The organism is Salinarimonas soli (assembly GCF_008386575.1).
Classification (GTDB): Bacteria; Pseudomonadota; Alphaproteobacteria; order Rhizobiales; family Beijerinckiaceae; genus Salinarimonas_A; species Salinarimonas_A soli.
The window spans coordinates 160,378-174,517 of record NZ_VUOA01000040.1 but is presented as its reverse complement, the minus strand read 5'-3'; the positions used below and the strand labels follow the sequence as shown (position 1 = coordinate 174,517).

Annotated in this window: 11 protein-coding genes; 9 read left to right on the top strand and 2 right to left on the bottom strand. The window is 71.1% G+C overall.

Going from position 1 to position 14,140, the window contains the following annotated elements; all coding sequences use genetic code 11:
- Nucleotides 1–92: 92 nt before the first annotated feature.
- The 5 genes from F0L46_RS22150 to F0L46_RS22130 all read left to right on the top strand — a co-directional run bounded on the left by F0L46_RS22150 (nucleotide 93) and on the right by F0L46_RS22130 (nucleotide 6,080).
- Nucleotides 93–1,688, top strand: a complete 1,596-nt coding sequence (locus tag F0L46_RS22150) for an ABC transporter substrate-binding protein (RefSeq protein WP_149821672.1) — start codon at nucleotides 93–95, stop codon at nucleotides 1,686–1,688.
- 251 nt (nucleotides 1,689–1,939) lie between these two features.
- Nucleotides 1,940–2,923, top strand: a complete 984-nt coding sequence (locus F0L46_RS22145; protein WP_149821669.1) for an ABC transporter permease — start codon at nucleotides 1,940–1,942, stop codon at nucleotides 2,921–2,923.
- Between the two features lie 13 nt (nucleotides 2,924–2,936).
- Nucleotides 2,937–3,887, top strand: coding sequence for an ABC transporter permease (locus F0L46_RS22140; RefSeq protein WP_149821667.1), 951 nt, complete (start codon nucleotides 2,937–2,939; stop codon nucleotides 3,885–3,887).
- Between the two features lie 29 nt (nucleotides 3,888–3,916).
- Complete coding sequence (locus F0L46_RS22135) at nucleotides 3,917–4,951, top strand: ABC transporter ATP-binding protein (RefSeq protein WP_149821665.1); 1,035 nt, start codon at nucleotides 3,917–3,919, stop codon at nucleotides 4,949–4,951.
- Nucleotides 4,952–5,075: 124 nt separating this feature from the next.
- Entirely contained in the window at nucleotides 5,076–6,080 is a 1,005-nt protein-coding gene (locus F0L46_RS22130) for an ABC transporter ATP-binding protein (protein WP_149821663.1), read from the top strand.
- A 246-nt stretch (nucleotides 6,081–6,326) separates the two neighbouring features.
- On the opposite strand, the gene F0L46_RS22125 is transcribed toward F0L46_RS22130, so the two are convergent.
- Nucleotides 6,327–7,550, bottom strand: coding sequence for a peptide ABC transporter permease (locus F0L46_RS22125; RefSeq protein ID WP_149821661.1), 1,224 nt, complete (start codon nucleotides 7,548–7,550; stop codon nucleotides 6,327–6,329).
- 185 nt (nucleotides 7,551–7,735) lie between these two features.
- On the opposite strand from F0L46_RS22125, the gene F0L46_RS22120 reads away from it, so the two are divergent.
- Nucleotides 7,736–8,203, top strand: coding sequence for a DUF1178 family protein (locus F0L46_RS22120; RefSeq protein WP_149821659.1), 468 nt, complete (start codon nucleotides 7,736–7,738; stop codon nucleotides 8,201–8,203).
- Here F0L46_RS22120 and ubiG read toward each other — a convergent pair.
- Nucleotides 8,200–8,955, bottom strand: coding sequence for a bifunctional 2-polyprenyl-6-hydroxyphenol methylase/3-demethylubiquinol 3-O-methyltransferase UbiG (gene ubiG, locus F0L46_RS22115; protein ID WP_149821657.1), 756 nt, complete (start codon nucleotides 8,953–8,955; stop codon nucleotides 8,200–8,202). The two genes, F0L46_RS22120 and ubiG, sit on opposite strands and share 4 nt — an antisense overlap.
- A 384-nt stretch (nucleotides 8,956–9,339) precedes the next feature.
- Here ubiG and F0L46_RS22110 point away from each other — a divergent pair, with 384 nt between their 5' ends.
- The 3 genes from F0L46_RS22110 to F0L46_RS22100 all read left to right on the top strand — a co-directional run bounded on the left by F0L46_RS22110 (nucleotide 9,340) and on the right by F0L46_RS22100 (nucleotide 14,088).
- Nucleotides 9,340–10,227, top strand: a complete 888-nt coding sequence (locus tag F0L46_RS22110) for an SMP-30/gluconolactonase/LRE family protein (protein WP_149821655.1) — start codon at nucleotides 9,340–9,342, stop codon at nucleotides 10,225–10,227.
- Complete coding sequence (locus F0L46_RS22105; RefSeq protein WP_149821653.1) at nucleotides 10,224–11,252, top strand: aldose epimerase family protein; 1,029 nt, start codon at nucleotides 10,224–10,226, stop codon at nucleotides 11,250–11,252. Before F0L46_RS22110 ends, F0L46_RS22105 begins: the two co-directional genes overlap by 4 nt.
- Nucleotides 11,253–11,355: 103 nt before the next feature.
- Nucleotides 11,356–14,088, top strand: a complete 2,733-nt coding sequence (locus F0L46_RS22100; RefSeq protein WP_149821651.1) for an ABC transporter substrate-binding protein — start codon at nucleotides 11,356–11,358, stop codon at nucleotides 14,086–14,088.
- Nucleotides 14,089–14,140 lie beyond the last annotated feature (52 nt).

Below are 14,140 nucleotides of genomic sequence, written 5' to 3'. Positions count from 1 at the left end.
CCGTAATCCCACTGACAAAGGCGCGAGAGGCCATTATGGTGTCGCCGCGGACGGGAACATAAGGGGAAAGCCCGCCGCATCAGGAGAGGACGATGTCGACGAAACGTTTCGCCCTGGCAGCCCTGCTCGCGGGCGCCACCTTCCTTACGGCCGTCTCGGTCGAGGCCCGCACCCTGCGCTGGGCGCGCTCCCAGGACGCCACGACGCTCGATCCGCATTCGGGCAACACGGGCCCCAACCACGTGATGGGGCACAACATCTACGAGCCCCTCGTCCTGCGCGCCTTCGACGGCAAGCTCCAGGGGGCGCTCGCCACCGAGTGGCGCGTCCTGCCGGACGATCCCTCGACGTGGGAGTTCAAGCTGCGCCCGAACGTGAAATTCCACAACGGCAACGCCTTCACGGCGGACGACGTGGTGTTCTCGTTGAAGCGCGCCATGCAGCCCGCCGCCGACATGAAGTCGCTGCTGGTCTCCGTCGAGGACGTCACGAAGGTGGACGACCTCACGGTGCGCATCAAGACGAAGGGCCCCAACGCGCTTCTCGTCAACAACCTGACCAACATGTTCATCATGGACAAGGAGTGGTCGGAGCAGAACAACGCGACCCAGGTCCAGGACCTCAAGTCCAAGACCGAGAACTTCGCCACCCGCAACGCCATGGGCACGGGCCCCTTCCAGCTCGTCTCCCGCGAGCCCGACCAGCGCACCGTGATGCGCCGGTTCGAGAACTATTGGGGCCGCGACGCCGTCCAGAACGACATCACCGAGATCGTCTACCGCCCGATCCCCGAGGCGGCGACCCGCGTGGCGGCTCTCCTGTCGGGCGAGGTCGACTGGGTGCAGGACCTGCCGCCTCAGGACATCGAGCGCCTGCGCACGGCGCAAGGGGTCCGCGTCAACACGGGGCCCGAGAACCGGCCGATCTTCCTCGGCATGAATGTCGGCGTGCCGGAGCTGCGCTCCTCCGACGTGAAGGGCAAGAATCCCTTCGCGGACGTGCGCGTGCGCCAGGCCGTCAACGGCGCGATCAACCGCGACGCGATCCAGCGGGTGGTGATGCGCGGCCAGTCGCAACCCGCCGGCATGATCGCCTCGCCCCTCGTGAACGGCTACACCAAGGAGCTCGACACCCCGCCGAAATACGACGTGGCGGCCGCCCGCAAGATGATCGCCGACGCGGGCTATCCCAACGGCTTCTCGACCACGCTCCACTGCACCAACGACCGCTACGTCAACGACGAGGGCATCTGCCAGGCGGTGGTGGGCATGCTGGGCCAGATCGGCATCAAGGCGACCCTCGTCGCGCAGTCGCTGCGCGTCCACTTCCCCGCCATCCAGCGCGGCGAGTACGACTTCTATCTCCTGGGCTGGGGCATCCCGACCTTCGACAGCCACTACGTCTTCAACGACCTCTACCGCACGAAGACGTCCTCCGCCGGCACCTGGAACGGCACGGGCTTCTCGGACCCCGAGCTCGACAAGAAGATCGACAGCCTGAACTCGGAGGTGGACCTCGCCAAGCGCAACGCCACCATCGCGGAGATCTGGAAGCAGGTGCAGGCGAGCAACGTCTACGCCCCGATCCACAACCAGTTCATTGCCTACGGCATGCGCAGCGACTTCGACATCCCGGTCGACGTGGAGAACACCCCCAAGGTGCGCTTCATCGAGAGCCGCCGCTCGTAAAGGCGGTGCCTCTCCCCCTCTCCCCCCGGTGCGGGGAGAGGGCCACGGCTGCGGAACGGCAGCCGGGGCAAGCGAACATCGGTGAGCGAGGGTGAGGGAGCCTGGACGGTCGAGCGTTTCGGTCGAAGCCCCCTCACCCTCGGGCTGCCGCCCTCGCCTCAGCCCCCCATGAAGGGGGCCTCGGCCCTCTCCCTGCCCGCAGGGAGAGGCGACGCGCCGCCCCGACGGACCCTCTTTTCAAGTTCACAGCGATGATCGCCTATCTCCTCAGAAGCCTCGTCCAGGCGGCGCTCGTCATGCTCGCCGTGGCGTTCATCGCCTTCTCGATGTTCCGCTTCGTCGGCGACCCCATCGCGAGCATCGTGGGCCAGGACGCCACGTTGAAGGACCGCCAGGAGCTGTCGCGGGCGCTGGGCCTCGACGATCCCATGCCCGTGCAGTTCGCCCGCTTCCTCGCCAACGCGGCGCAGGGCGATCTCGGCCTGTCCTACCGCCAGGGCCGCCCCGTGGCGGCGCTGCTCGGGGAGCGCCTGCCCGCCACCATCGAGCTTGCCCTGCTGTCCGCCCTCCTCGCCCTCGTGGTCGGCCTGACGCTCGGCGTCTACACCGCGATCCGGCGCAACGGCCTGCTCGCCAACGTCATCATGTCGGCCTCGCTCGTGGGGGTGAGCCTGCCCACCTTCCTCATCGGCATCGGGCTCATCTACATCTTCTCCGTCGAGCTGCGCTGGCTGCCGAGCTTCGGGCGCGGCGACGTGGTGCGCCTCGGCTGGTGGACCACGGGGCTTCTCACGGAATCCGGGCGCAAGTCCCTCGTCATGCCGGTGGTCACCCTCGCCTTCTTCCAGCTCACCCTCATCATGCGCCTCGTTCGCTCCGAGATGCTGGAGGTGATGCGCACCGAATACGTGCGCTTCGCCCGGGCGCGCGGCATCCCCGACCGGGTGATCCATTTCCGGCACGCGCTCCGCAACACGATGGTGCCCGTGGTCACCATCACGGGCCTGCAGCTCGGCTCCGTCATCGCCTTCGCCATCGTGACCGAGACCGTGTTCAACTGGCCGGGCCTCGGCGCCCTCTTCGTCCAGTCCGTGCAGGTGGTCGACGTGCCCGTGATGGCGGCCTACCTCATGTTCGTGGGCCTCGTCTTCGTGGTGGTGAACCTGCTCACCGATCTCGTCTATCTCATGCTCGACCCGCGCCTGCGCTCGGCGTCGGCCGCGCCGGCCCGCTAGGAGGGACCGTTCCATGCACGCCCCGGTCCCCGCGCCCGCAGCCCCGCCCAAGGGCCGCCTCGCCCGCTTCCTCGACTCGGACCTGTTCTATTCCTTCCGCACCTCGCCCATGGCGATCCTGGCCGGCACGGTCGCGGCGCTCATGACGCTGGCTGCCCTCCTCGCGGGCCTGCTCGCGCCGCAGAACGCCTTCGATCCCGCCGCCCTCAACCTCATGGACGGCTACACCAAGCCGCTGGAGCAGGGCCTGGGCTCGCAGGGCCTCTTCGTGCTGGGCGCCGACGCGCAGGGGCGCGACATCCTCTCGGCGATCCTGTTCGGCTCGCGCCTCTCCCTCGTCGTGGGGGTCGCCTCGGTGGCGTTCTCGCTCGTGCTCGGCGTCGGCCTCGGGCTTCTAGCGGGCTATGTGGGCGGGCGGATCGAGGCGCTCATCATGCGCATCGCGGACATCCAGCTCTCCTTTCCCGCGATCCTCATCGCGCTCCTCGTCTTCGGCGTCGCCCGCGGCCTCATCCCGCCGCACCGGCACGAGGAGATGGCGGTCGTGGTGCTCATCATCGCCATCGGCCTCTCCAACTGGGCCCAGTACGCCCGCACCGTGCGCGCCTCGACGCTCGTGGAGAAGAACAAGGACTACGTCCAGGCGGCGCGGCTGCTCGGCATCTCGCCGCTGCCCGTGATGCTCAAGCACCTCCTGCCCAACGTGGCCGGGCCCGTGCTCGTCATCGCCACGATCAACCTCGCGCTCGCCATCATCGAGGAGGCGACCCTGTCCTATCTCGGGGTGGGCGTGCCCGCGACGCAGCCGTCGCTCGGCACGCTGATCCGGTTCGGGCAGCAGTATCTTTTTTCGGGCGAATGGTGGATATTGCTGTTTCCGGCCCTCGCGCTCGTTCTTCTCGCCCTGTCGATCAACCTCCTCGGCGATTGGCTGCGCGACGCTCTCAACCCGAAGCTCAGATGAGGCGGCGGACCGCCGCCGGACCAGTCTCCATGAGTGAACCCGTTCTTTCCGTCCGTGACCTCCGGGTCGAGTTCGTCACCCGCCGGGGCATCCTGAAAGCCATCGACGGGGTCTCCTTCGACATCGCCAAGGGCGAGGTGCTCGGCGTGGTGGGCGAGTCCGGCGCCGGCAAGTCCGTCACGGGATCGGCCGTCATTGGCCTCATCGACCCGCCCGGGCGCATCGCCGGGGGCGAGGTGCGCCTGGGCGGCCAGCGCATCGACAACCTCTCGCCCGAGGCGATGCGCCGGGTGCGCGGCAAGCGCATCGGCATGATCTTCCAGGATCCGCTCACCAGCCTCAATCCGCTCTACCGGGTGGGCGAGCAGCTCGTCGAGACGATCCAGACCCACACGAACCTGTCGAACGCCGGCGCCCGCAAGCGCGCCATCGAGCTCCTGGCCGAGGTGGGCATCCCGGCGCCCGAGCGGCGGATCGACGGCTATCCCCACGAGTTCTCCGGCGGCATGCGCCAGCGCGTGGTGATCGCCCTCGCGCTCTGCGCCGAGCCCGAGCTCATCATCGCCGACGAGCCCACCACGGCTCTCGACGTCTCGGTCCAGGCGCAGATCATCTCGCTCCTCAAGCGGCTGGGCCGCGAGCACGGCACCGCCATCATGCTCGTCACCCACGACATGGGCGTCATCGCCGAGACCGCCGACCGGGTGGCCGTGATGTATTCCGGCCGCATCGCCGAGATCGGCCCCGTGCGCCAGGTGGTGCAGACCCCGCTCCATCCGTACGCCAAGGGCCTCATGGGCGCGATCCCGACCCTCGTGCAGAGCTCGGACGACCGGCTGGTGCAGATCCCGGGCTCCATGCCCCGCCTCTCGGCGATCCCGCCGGGCTGCCCCTTCCATCCCCGCTGCCCGCATGCCTGGGACCGCTGCTCGCGCGACCGGCCGGATCCGATCCAGCACGCCGAGCACCGCGTCGCCTGCCACCTCTACGACGCCAACGATCCCACCGCCAAAGCCCACATGATCCATACCCACGCCCCCCTCGAGGAAGGAGTCGCCTCGTGAGCGCCCGTCCCCTCGCTCAGGTCAAGGATCCCCGCTGCGTGCCCGACATGTTCAAGCCCCGGCTCGCCCGGTTACCTGCCGGCGGACCCCACGCCCACGCGCCCCTCGAGGAAGGAACCGCCTCGTGAGCAACGCTCCTTTCGTCGAGGTCAAGGACCTCCGACGCGTCTTCGACGTCTCCAAGCCCTGGCTCAACCGCGTGCTGGAGGGCGGCGAGAAGCAATATCTCAAGGCCGTCGACGGCATCTCCTTCGACATCGCCCGGGGCGAGACCTTCGCGCTGGTGGGCGAGTCGGGCTCGGGCAAGTCCACCGTGGCCCGCATGGTGGTGGGCCTCCTGCCGCCCTCGGGCGGCGGGGTGACCATCGACGGCGTCTCCATGGCCGACGCCGCCCAGGCCGCCGCGCGCCAGCGCTTGCGCCGGCGCATCCAGATGATCTTCCAGGATCCCTATGCGTCGCTGAACCCGCGCTGGCGGGTCGACCGGATCGTGGCGGAGCCCATCCGCGCCTTCGACCTCATCAAGGGCGAGCGCGAGATCGCGAACCGCGTGGGCGAGCTCCTGTCCCTCGTGGGCCTGCACCCCGACGACGGCAAGAAGTTCCCGCACGAGTTCTCGGGCGGCCAGCGCCAGCGCATCGCCATCGCCCGGGCGCTCGCCTCGAACGCGGAGTTCATCGTCTGCGACGAGCCGACCTCGGCCCTCGACGTGTCGGTCCAGGCGCAGATCCTCAACCTCATGCGCGACCTGCAGGACCGCCTGGGGCTGACCTATCTCTTCATCAGCCACAACCTCGCCGTGGTGCGCCACATGGCGAGCCGCATCGGCGTGATGTATCTGGGCCGGATCGTCGAGGTGTCGGGCGGGCGCGAGCTGTTCCAGGCGCCCAAGCACCCCTATACCCGCATGCTCCTCGACGCGGTGCCCGACATCGGCATGACGGGACGCCAGCGGGTGCCGGTGAACGGCGAGATCCCCAACCCCATCAACCCGCCCTCGGGCTGCCCGTTCAACCCGCGCTGCCCCTTCGCCAACGACCGCTGCCGCACGGAGCGCCCGCCCCTCGACGAGGGCGTGGCCTGCCATGCCGTGCACGAGCGGCGCATCGATGTGCCGGTCGCGGCCTGAGAGGCGGGCTCGGACGGAGGCCCCACCCTCGTCCCTGGCAGGCTGGCCCGTAAGCGATCCCCACCCTTTCCCCCTCGTCCTGAGGTGCCCGCCGCAGGCGGGCCTCGAAGGGCGCTCCAGGGATCTCCGGACGGCTGTGGCAAGGTCCTGCGTGCTTCGAGACGGCCTGCCATGCAGGCCTCCTCAGCATGAGGGAGACGGGAGCAAGACCTTCCGGTCCAGACTCTGAGGAGCGCCCCCGGCGCGTCAGCGCCGGGGCAGGCTGAACGCCGCCTTCGGCCGGCTGGTGCGGAACTGCCCGCGGTCCACCGCCACGAAGGCGAGCGCCACGATGAGGATCGTGGTGAACCACCACATCTGGGTTGTCGGCACCCCGGCGCAGGCGAGCGCGAAGCCCGTCGCGAAGGCCGCCATGGCGCCGGGCACGAGGCCCGCATGCGCCCGCCCCGCCGCGCGGATCGCGACATAGAGCAGGACCGCCGCCGCGAGGGCGCCCACGAGGCCTAGATCGTACCAGATCTCGAAGGGCAGCCCCGTCGGCGCGTTCGGCCGCACGAGGCCCGACAGGCGCCCGCGCGAGGCGGCCTCGAAGCCGCGCCCCGTCACGAGGCGGAGCGGATCGTCCGCCACCACCCGCCGCCAGACGGAAAGGCTCGCGAGCAGCGGATTGTTGGGCCGCAGCGCCAGAGCCGCGACGGGGCGCAGGATGAAGGGGACGAGGGGCGCGAGCGCCACGGTGGCGGCGACGGCGAGCGCCGTGATCCGCACGCCGAGCCCGGGGCTGATCGCCGTGACGGCGAAGGCGAGCCCGCCCGCCGCGAGCCCGACGAGCGGGAGCGAGACGGGCACCAGGAAGGCCGCCCCGACGACCGCGACGGCCAGCGCCAGCGCCTCCAGGTCTCGTCCGCGCGAGCGCAGCCACGCAAGCGCCGGCCACAGGACGAGCACGAGCACGATCACCCCGCGCTCCAGCCCCGACCCGTCCTCGTCGACGCTCCGGCCGATGGCGGCCTCGGACAAGGCGAGCCCGATCGCCGCGATCGCGGCCGCCCCCGCTCCGATCGGCGCGAGATAGAGGTTCGCCGAGCGCATCCGGCCAGGCATGGCCAGATACCCCGCAAGCACCATCGCGAGCGTCGCCGCCACGTTGAACGCCCGCTCGGCGGCGGTCGCCCGGAAGGGGGTCCAGGCCAGCGACAGCACCATCCAGGTCACGAGAAGCGCGCCGGCGAGCCCGCCGATGGAGCGCAGCACCCGGGTGAGATCGGGGCGAAGCCCGTCATGGTCGCCGTCGAGGAGCGCCGCGATGACGAGGAGCGCGATGCCGATGGGGGCGAGAACCACCACGGCGCGGCGCGCCACCATGGCGGTGAGCGGCACGGCGAGCACGAGGGTCGCGAAGCCGAGACGGCGCAGCAACGCGGCCGCGTCGGCGGCCGGGTCGACCTGGGAGGGGTGAGGGCGCGCCATGGGGGTCGGGACCGGAGGGGCTTTTCGGCAGCGCACCATAGAGGAGCCGGATCGGGCGCGCTGTAGAGCCGGAGCAACACCTGCCCCCGCTTCGGCGCCGCTGGCGCCGCTCCTGTGCCGCAGGCGCTTGCGCGGCCCCCCGGAGCGCCCATGTGTGGGACAGGTCCGCGACCCGGTCTTGTTCGATGATCCGCTACGCCCTGGCCTGCGATCAGGCCCACGCCTTCGAATCCTGGTTCCCCTCCGCCGCCGCCTTCGACGCGCAGGCGGCGCGGGATCTCGTGTCCTGCCCCGTCTGCGGCTCGGCCCGGGTCGAGAAGCAGATCATGGCTCCCTCCATCGGCCGCCGGGACAAGGCGGAGGCGCAGCCCGCCGCCATGGCGGCGCCCCAGCCCGACCCGCCCCAGCCGCTCGCCCTCCTCTCCGAGCCCGAGCGCGCGCTGCGAGCCCTCATCGCCGCCGTGCGCGAGCACGTGACGAAGACCGCCGAGAACGTCGGCGAGCGATTCGCCGACGAGGCGCGAAAAATCCATTACGGCGAGGCGGACGAGCGCTCGATCTATGGCCAGGCGAGCCCCGACGAGGTGCGGGCGCTTCTCGACGAGGGCGTGGAGATCCAGCCCCTGCCGGTGACGCCCGACGACCGCAACTAGGCGGCTTCGGCCGGCCCGCGCCGCGCCAGCATCATGTAGTTCACCGCCGTGTCGCGGCTCAGCGCCCAGCGGTCGGCGAGCGGGTTGTAGGTGACGCCCGGCGTCTCGGCGACCGTGAGCCCGCCCGCGGCGACCGCGTCCTCGAGCTCCTCCGGCGTCACGAACCGGCTCCAGTCGTGGGTGCCCCGGGGGAGCCAGCCCAGCACGTATTCGGCGCCCACGATCGCGAGCGCGAAGGCCCGCATCGTCCGGTTGATGGTCGCCAGGACGAGAAAGCCGCCGGGCGCGACCCCCGCGCAGCAGGCCCGCACGAAGGCGGGCACGTCGGGCACGTGCTCCACCACCTCCATGGCGAGCACCACGTCGAAGCGCTCGCCCGCCTCAACCACGGCCTCGACGGTCTGCGTCCGGTAATCGACCGCGACCCCCGCCGCCTCGGCATGCGTGCGGGCCACGGCGATGTTGGTGGGCGCGGGATCGAGGCCGACGACGCGCGCGCCGAGCCGCGCCAGCGGCTCGCTCAACACCCCGCCGCCGCAGCCGACATCGAGGATCGAGAGGCCCTCCAGGGGGCGCGCGGCGCGCGGATCGCGGGCGAACGCGCGGCAGGCGCCCTCGCGGACATAGCCGAGGCGCACGGGATTGAACTTGTGCAGGGGCTTCATGGGCCCCTTGGGATCCCACCAGTCCCGCGCCAGCCGCTCGAAGCGGGCGACCTCCGCCGGGTCGATCGTGGAGGAGCGCTCTTGCATGGTCGGCCTCACGTTGGGGATCCCACGCTTCCCTAGCACAGGTCGCCCGCCCCGCGCCTAGGCTCCCCGTGACGCAGCGGGGGTGCGGTGGAATGCCCGGATCGGGCCTGCTAGAGTAGGCATGAGGTGCCGCCGGCGCGGCATCTGAGTCCTGGGCCCCGGATCGGCGCTGCACCCCGTGCAGCTTGCCCGGGAAAGCGGGCGTTGGAGGTTCAGGCGACCGTCCTGCCACCCTCCACTGCTTTCCCGGACAAGTCCCGCGCCAGCGGGACGCAGATCCGGGACCCAGCGCAAGACGCTGCGGCGAAGCCGCTCCTCCTCGACGAAACGCCCGCCCGGGTCGGACGTTGTCGCTGGCTTGTCGCCCGTCGCAGGAAGGCCGTCATGACGAATCCCGCCGTGCACCCCCATCAGGCCCGCCCCGTCCTGGAGGCCGGCTGCGAGGTCGGGGAGGGGCCGGTGTGGGACGCGCGCCGGGGCGAGCTCCTCTTCGTCGACATCAAGAACCCCGCCGTCTGGCGCCTCGATCCGGAGAGCGGGCGCCATGCGCGGCAGCCGGTGCCCGAGCGCATCGGCTTCGTGGCGCTGACCGACGATCCGGACGTCGTCGTCGCGGGGTTCAAGTCGGGGTTGAAGCGCCTGCGCCTCTCGGACGGCGCGATCGAGCCGATCCTCTCGCCCGAACCGGACAGGCCGGGCAACCGCATCAACGACGGGCATGTGGGGCCCGACGGCAGCCTCTATTTCGGCACCATGGACGATGGCGAGGCGGAGCCCTCAGGCGCGTTCTACCGCTATGACGGCAGCGAGCTCGCGGTCTTCCAGGAGGGGATCGTGGTCACGAACGGGCCCGCCGTGAGCGCCGACGGTCAGAGCCTCTACGCCACAGACACCAAGGCCGGCACGATCTTCCGGCACGTCCTCACCGATGGTCGCCCGGGGGAGCGCCAGCGCTTCGCCCATCTCACCCCGGATGTCGGCCATCCGGACGGCATGGCGGTGGACGCGCAGGATCATGTCTGGGTCTGCCACTGGGGCGGAGGCCGCGTCACGCGCTTTGCCCCCGACGGATCGGTGGAGCGCATCGTGGAGATCCCCGCCGCCCAGGTCACGAAATGCGCCTTCGGCGGCCCGGACCTCGCCACCCTCTACGTCACGAGCGCCGCCATCGGCCGCGACCGGGCCGAGGACCCCGCCGCGGGCCACGTCTTCGCCGTCGACACCGACGGCATCCGCGGCCTGCCGGCCCATCTCCTCGGAGGCGCCCGATGAGCGTCCGTCTCTTCGGCACCCTGGAGGGCCGCGATGTCCACGAGGTGTCGCTGCGCTCGCCCGACGGCCTGGAGGCCCGGATCATCAGCTGGGGCGCGGTGATCCGCGATCTCGTGGTGCCCGGGCCCGGCGGACGACAGCGGGTGGTGCTCGGCTACGAGACCCTGGAGCACTATGTCGAGCACTCGCCCTATTTCGGCGCGGTGGTCGGGCGTTATGCCAACCGGATCGGCGGCGCGCGCTTCACCCTCGACGGCGAGACCCATCGCCTCGTGCCGAACGAGGGACCAAACCAGCTCCATGGCGGACCCCAGGGTTTCGGCCAGCGGGTCTGGACGCTCCTCCACCACGACGAGGGAAGCGCCGTGCTGGGCCTCGTCTCGGAGGATGGCGACATGGGCTATCCGGGGCGCCTGGTCGCCACCTGCAGCTACACCTTGAGCGCGCCTGCGACCCTGCGCATCACGCTGGAGGCCACCTGCGACCAGGCGACGCCCGTGAACCTCACCACCCATTCCTACTTCAACTTCGACGGCGGGCCCGACATCTGCGCCCACGCGCTGCGCATCGAGGCGGACCACATCACCCCCGTGGATGATGCCCTGATCCCCACGGGCGCGATCACCCCTGTCGCGCAGACCGCATTCGACTTCCGCGCCCTGCGACCGATCGGCGCGCCCGACGGCTGCACGACACGCTACGACCACAACTTCGTCCTGCGCCACGGCGGCGGCCCCCTCGCCCCCGCGGCGACGCTCGCCTCGGCGCGAAGCGGCGTCGCGATGGATCTGTGGACCACCGAGCCCGGCCTGCAATTCTACGGCGGCCACCTTCTCGACAGCCCCGTCCCGGGTTTGGAGGGCGCGCGCTACGCGATCCATGGCGGCCTGTGCCTCGAGCCGCAGCGTTTCCCCGACGGGCCCAACCACGGCCATTTTCCGCGGAGCATCCTGCGCCCGGGCGAGCTCTCGCGACAGGTGAGCGAGCTGCGCTTCCGCCCGATGAGGGAAGACGAGGGCGCCTGAACGGCGCGGCGACGTTCACCGCGTCCGCAAGGCCTGCTTTCCAAACGCATCCGGCACGACGATAGTAGGGCGGCATTTCGGCTCGAACCCGTTGCTGGACAAATTGCTTTTTTCGCGACCCGCCCCCAGGGCAGCCCCCGGGCCGCCGCCTCACCGGACCGCACGCCTCCGGCGCGGCGCGTCCGCCGCCGGGTGGCTCGCGGCCCTGTGCCTGTGGCTCGGCCTCGCCTGGCCCGCCCAGGCCCTCGACCGGGTGGTGCTCCAGCTGCAATGGGACCACCAGTTCCAGTTCGCGGGTTATTATGCGGCCCAGTGGCAGGGCTACTATCGCGAGGCCGGCATCGAGGTGGAGATCCGCTCCGCCTTCGGACCCGACGCCCCGATCCGGAGCCCTCCCGCCGAGATCGCCGCCGGCCGCGCCCAGTTCGGCGTGAGCAATGCCGGCGTGCTCCTCGCCCTCTCGGAGGGCGCGCCGATCTCCATCCTGGCCTCGATCTTCCAGCAGAGCGGCACCCGCGGCTGGTACCGGCCCGACATCCAGATCACCACCCCGGCCGACCTCCTGAAGCTCAGGATCGGCCGCGTGCGCGGCGCCTCGCTCCTCGACGTCGAGCTGCGCGCGCTCCTCGTCGCCGAGGGCCTCGACCCCCGCTCGATCAAAACCGTCGAGGTCGAGCCCGCCCGCCTGTGGGACGCGTTCCTCGCGGGCGAGTTCGACCTCCTGTTCGGCTACAGCCTCACGGTCCCGTGGGAGGCGAAGGAGCGGGGCGTGGGCGAGCTGCGCACCGTGCGCCCGAGCGATTACGGCGTGGCCTTCTACGGCGACAGCCTCATCGCCGACGCGCGCCTCGTCGCCGACAATCCCGACCTCGCGCGCCGCTTTCGCGACGCGTCCCTGCGGGGCTGGCAATACGCACTGGAGCACCGGCGGGAGATCGCGGAGCGCATCGCGCGCGACCTCCCCCGCATCCGTCCCCTCGTCGATCCGCTGGGCTACAACCTCGCCCAGACCGAGGGCGTGACGGAGCTCACTCTCCATCCCCTCGTCCAGGTGGGGCATACCAATCCCGGGCGCTGGGTGCGCATGCGCGACCACCTGGTCCAGGCGGGCGTGACCCCGCGCCCAGCTCCCGTCGAGGCGGCCCTGTTCGATCCAGAGGGCGAGCGGCGGCGGGCGCAGACCCAGCGCCAGCGCTGGCTCACCATCGGGGTCTCGGTCGCGGGCTTCGGCCTGGCCGGCGCGCTCATCGTCACGGGGCTGCTGCGGCACACCGTGGCCCGGCGCACGAGCGAATTGCGCCAGAGCGAGGCGCGGCTTCGCGCGATCCTCGACCATTCGCCCGAGAGCATCTTCGTGGTGCGCGTCACGCCCGACGGGGATTACGTCTACCAGATGGGCAATCCCGCCACCTCGCTCCTGTCGGGGGCGAGCGAGGCCCAGATGCGCGGGCGCTCCATGCGCGACTTCCTGCCGCCCGAGATGGTGCGGATGAACTTCCCCCATTACGACCGCTGCGTCGCCACGGGGGAGCCCGTCCAGTTCGACTATACCCGCCGCCATCCCCACGGCTCGCAGGAGCGCGAGACGATCCTCGTGCCGCTCAAGGACCTCGCCGGCCGGGTGATCCAGATCGTGGGCAATTCCCGCGACGTCACGGGGCGCAAGGAGCGCGAGGCGATCCTGCGCCAGGCGCAGAAGATGGAGGCGGTGGGCCAGCTCACCGGCGGCCTCGCGCACGACTTCAACAACCTGCTCACCGTCATCGTCGGCGGCATCGAGGGCATCCGGCGGGCGCCCCAGGATTCCGAGCGCATCGCGCGCTATGCGGGCCTCGTCCTGGAGGCTGCCCAGCGCGGCGCCAAGCTCACCCAGCAGCTCCTCGCCTTCTCCCGGCGCCAGGCGCTCCAGCCCAAGGTGATCGACGTCAACGCGCTCCTCACCGACTTCCAGCCCCTCATGGCGCGGGCCGCCGGCGAGGCGGTGGAGCTTTGCGTGGCCCCGGCCTTCGAGCCGGCCTGCGTCCGGCTCGACCCGTCGCAGTTCGAATCGGCGATCCTCAACCTCGTGGTCAATGCCCGCGACGCCATGCCCAACGGGGGCAGCGTCACGATCGAGGTCCAGCGCGTCGACCTGCGGGCGGGCAACGTCGCCAAGGCCGATCCGGGCCCCTATGTGGTGGTGTCCGTGACCGATACGGGCGAGGGCATGCCGGCCGACGTGCTGGAGCGGGTCTTCGAGCCGTTCTTCACCACGAAGGAGGTGGGCAAGGGCACGGGGCTCGGCCTCTCCCAGGTCTACGGCTTCGTGCGCCAGTCCGGCGGGCAGGTGCGGCTCGATTCGGTGGTCGCGCGCGGCACGCGGGTGCGGCTCTACCTGCCGGCCGAGACCGAGGCGCGGCCCGAGGCCGAGCGCCCGGCCGCCGCCCAGGCCGAGGGCGGGCACGAGACCATCCTCCTCGTGGAGGACCATGCCGAGGTCCGGGCCATGGCGGAGGGCATCCTCGCCGAGCTCGGTTACCGGGTGGTCCTCGCCCGGACCGCCGTGGAGGGCCTCGACATCCTCATGGCGGGGGAGCCCGTCGACCTCCTGTTCACCGACGTGGTGATGCCCGGCGGCATGAGCGGGCTGGAGCTCGCCGCCGAAGCGCGGCGCCTGCGCCCGGATCTCGCCATCCTCGCCACGTCCGGCCACCTGGGCGAGCGCGAGGAGGGCGCCCGGGACGTCGCGGCCCCGATCCTCCCGAAGCCCTACGACCGCGCCGACCTCGCCCGAGCCGTGCGCCGCGCCATCGACGAGCGCCGCGCCCCCTCGAAGCCCGCCGCCGCAGCCGAGTAGCGCCCCCAAAGCTCGCTTGCCAGAAACGCGCGAAGGTGAGACCTCTGCGGCC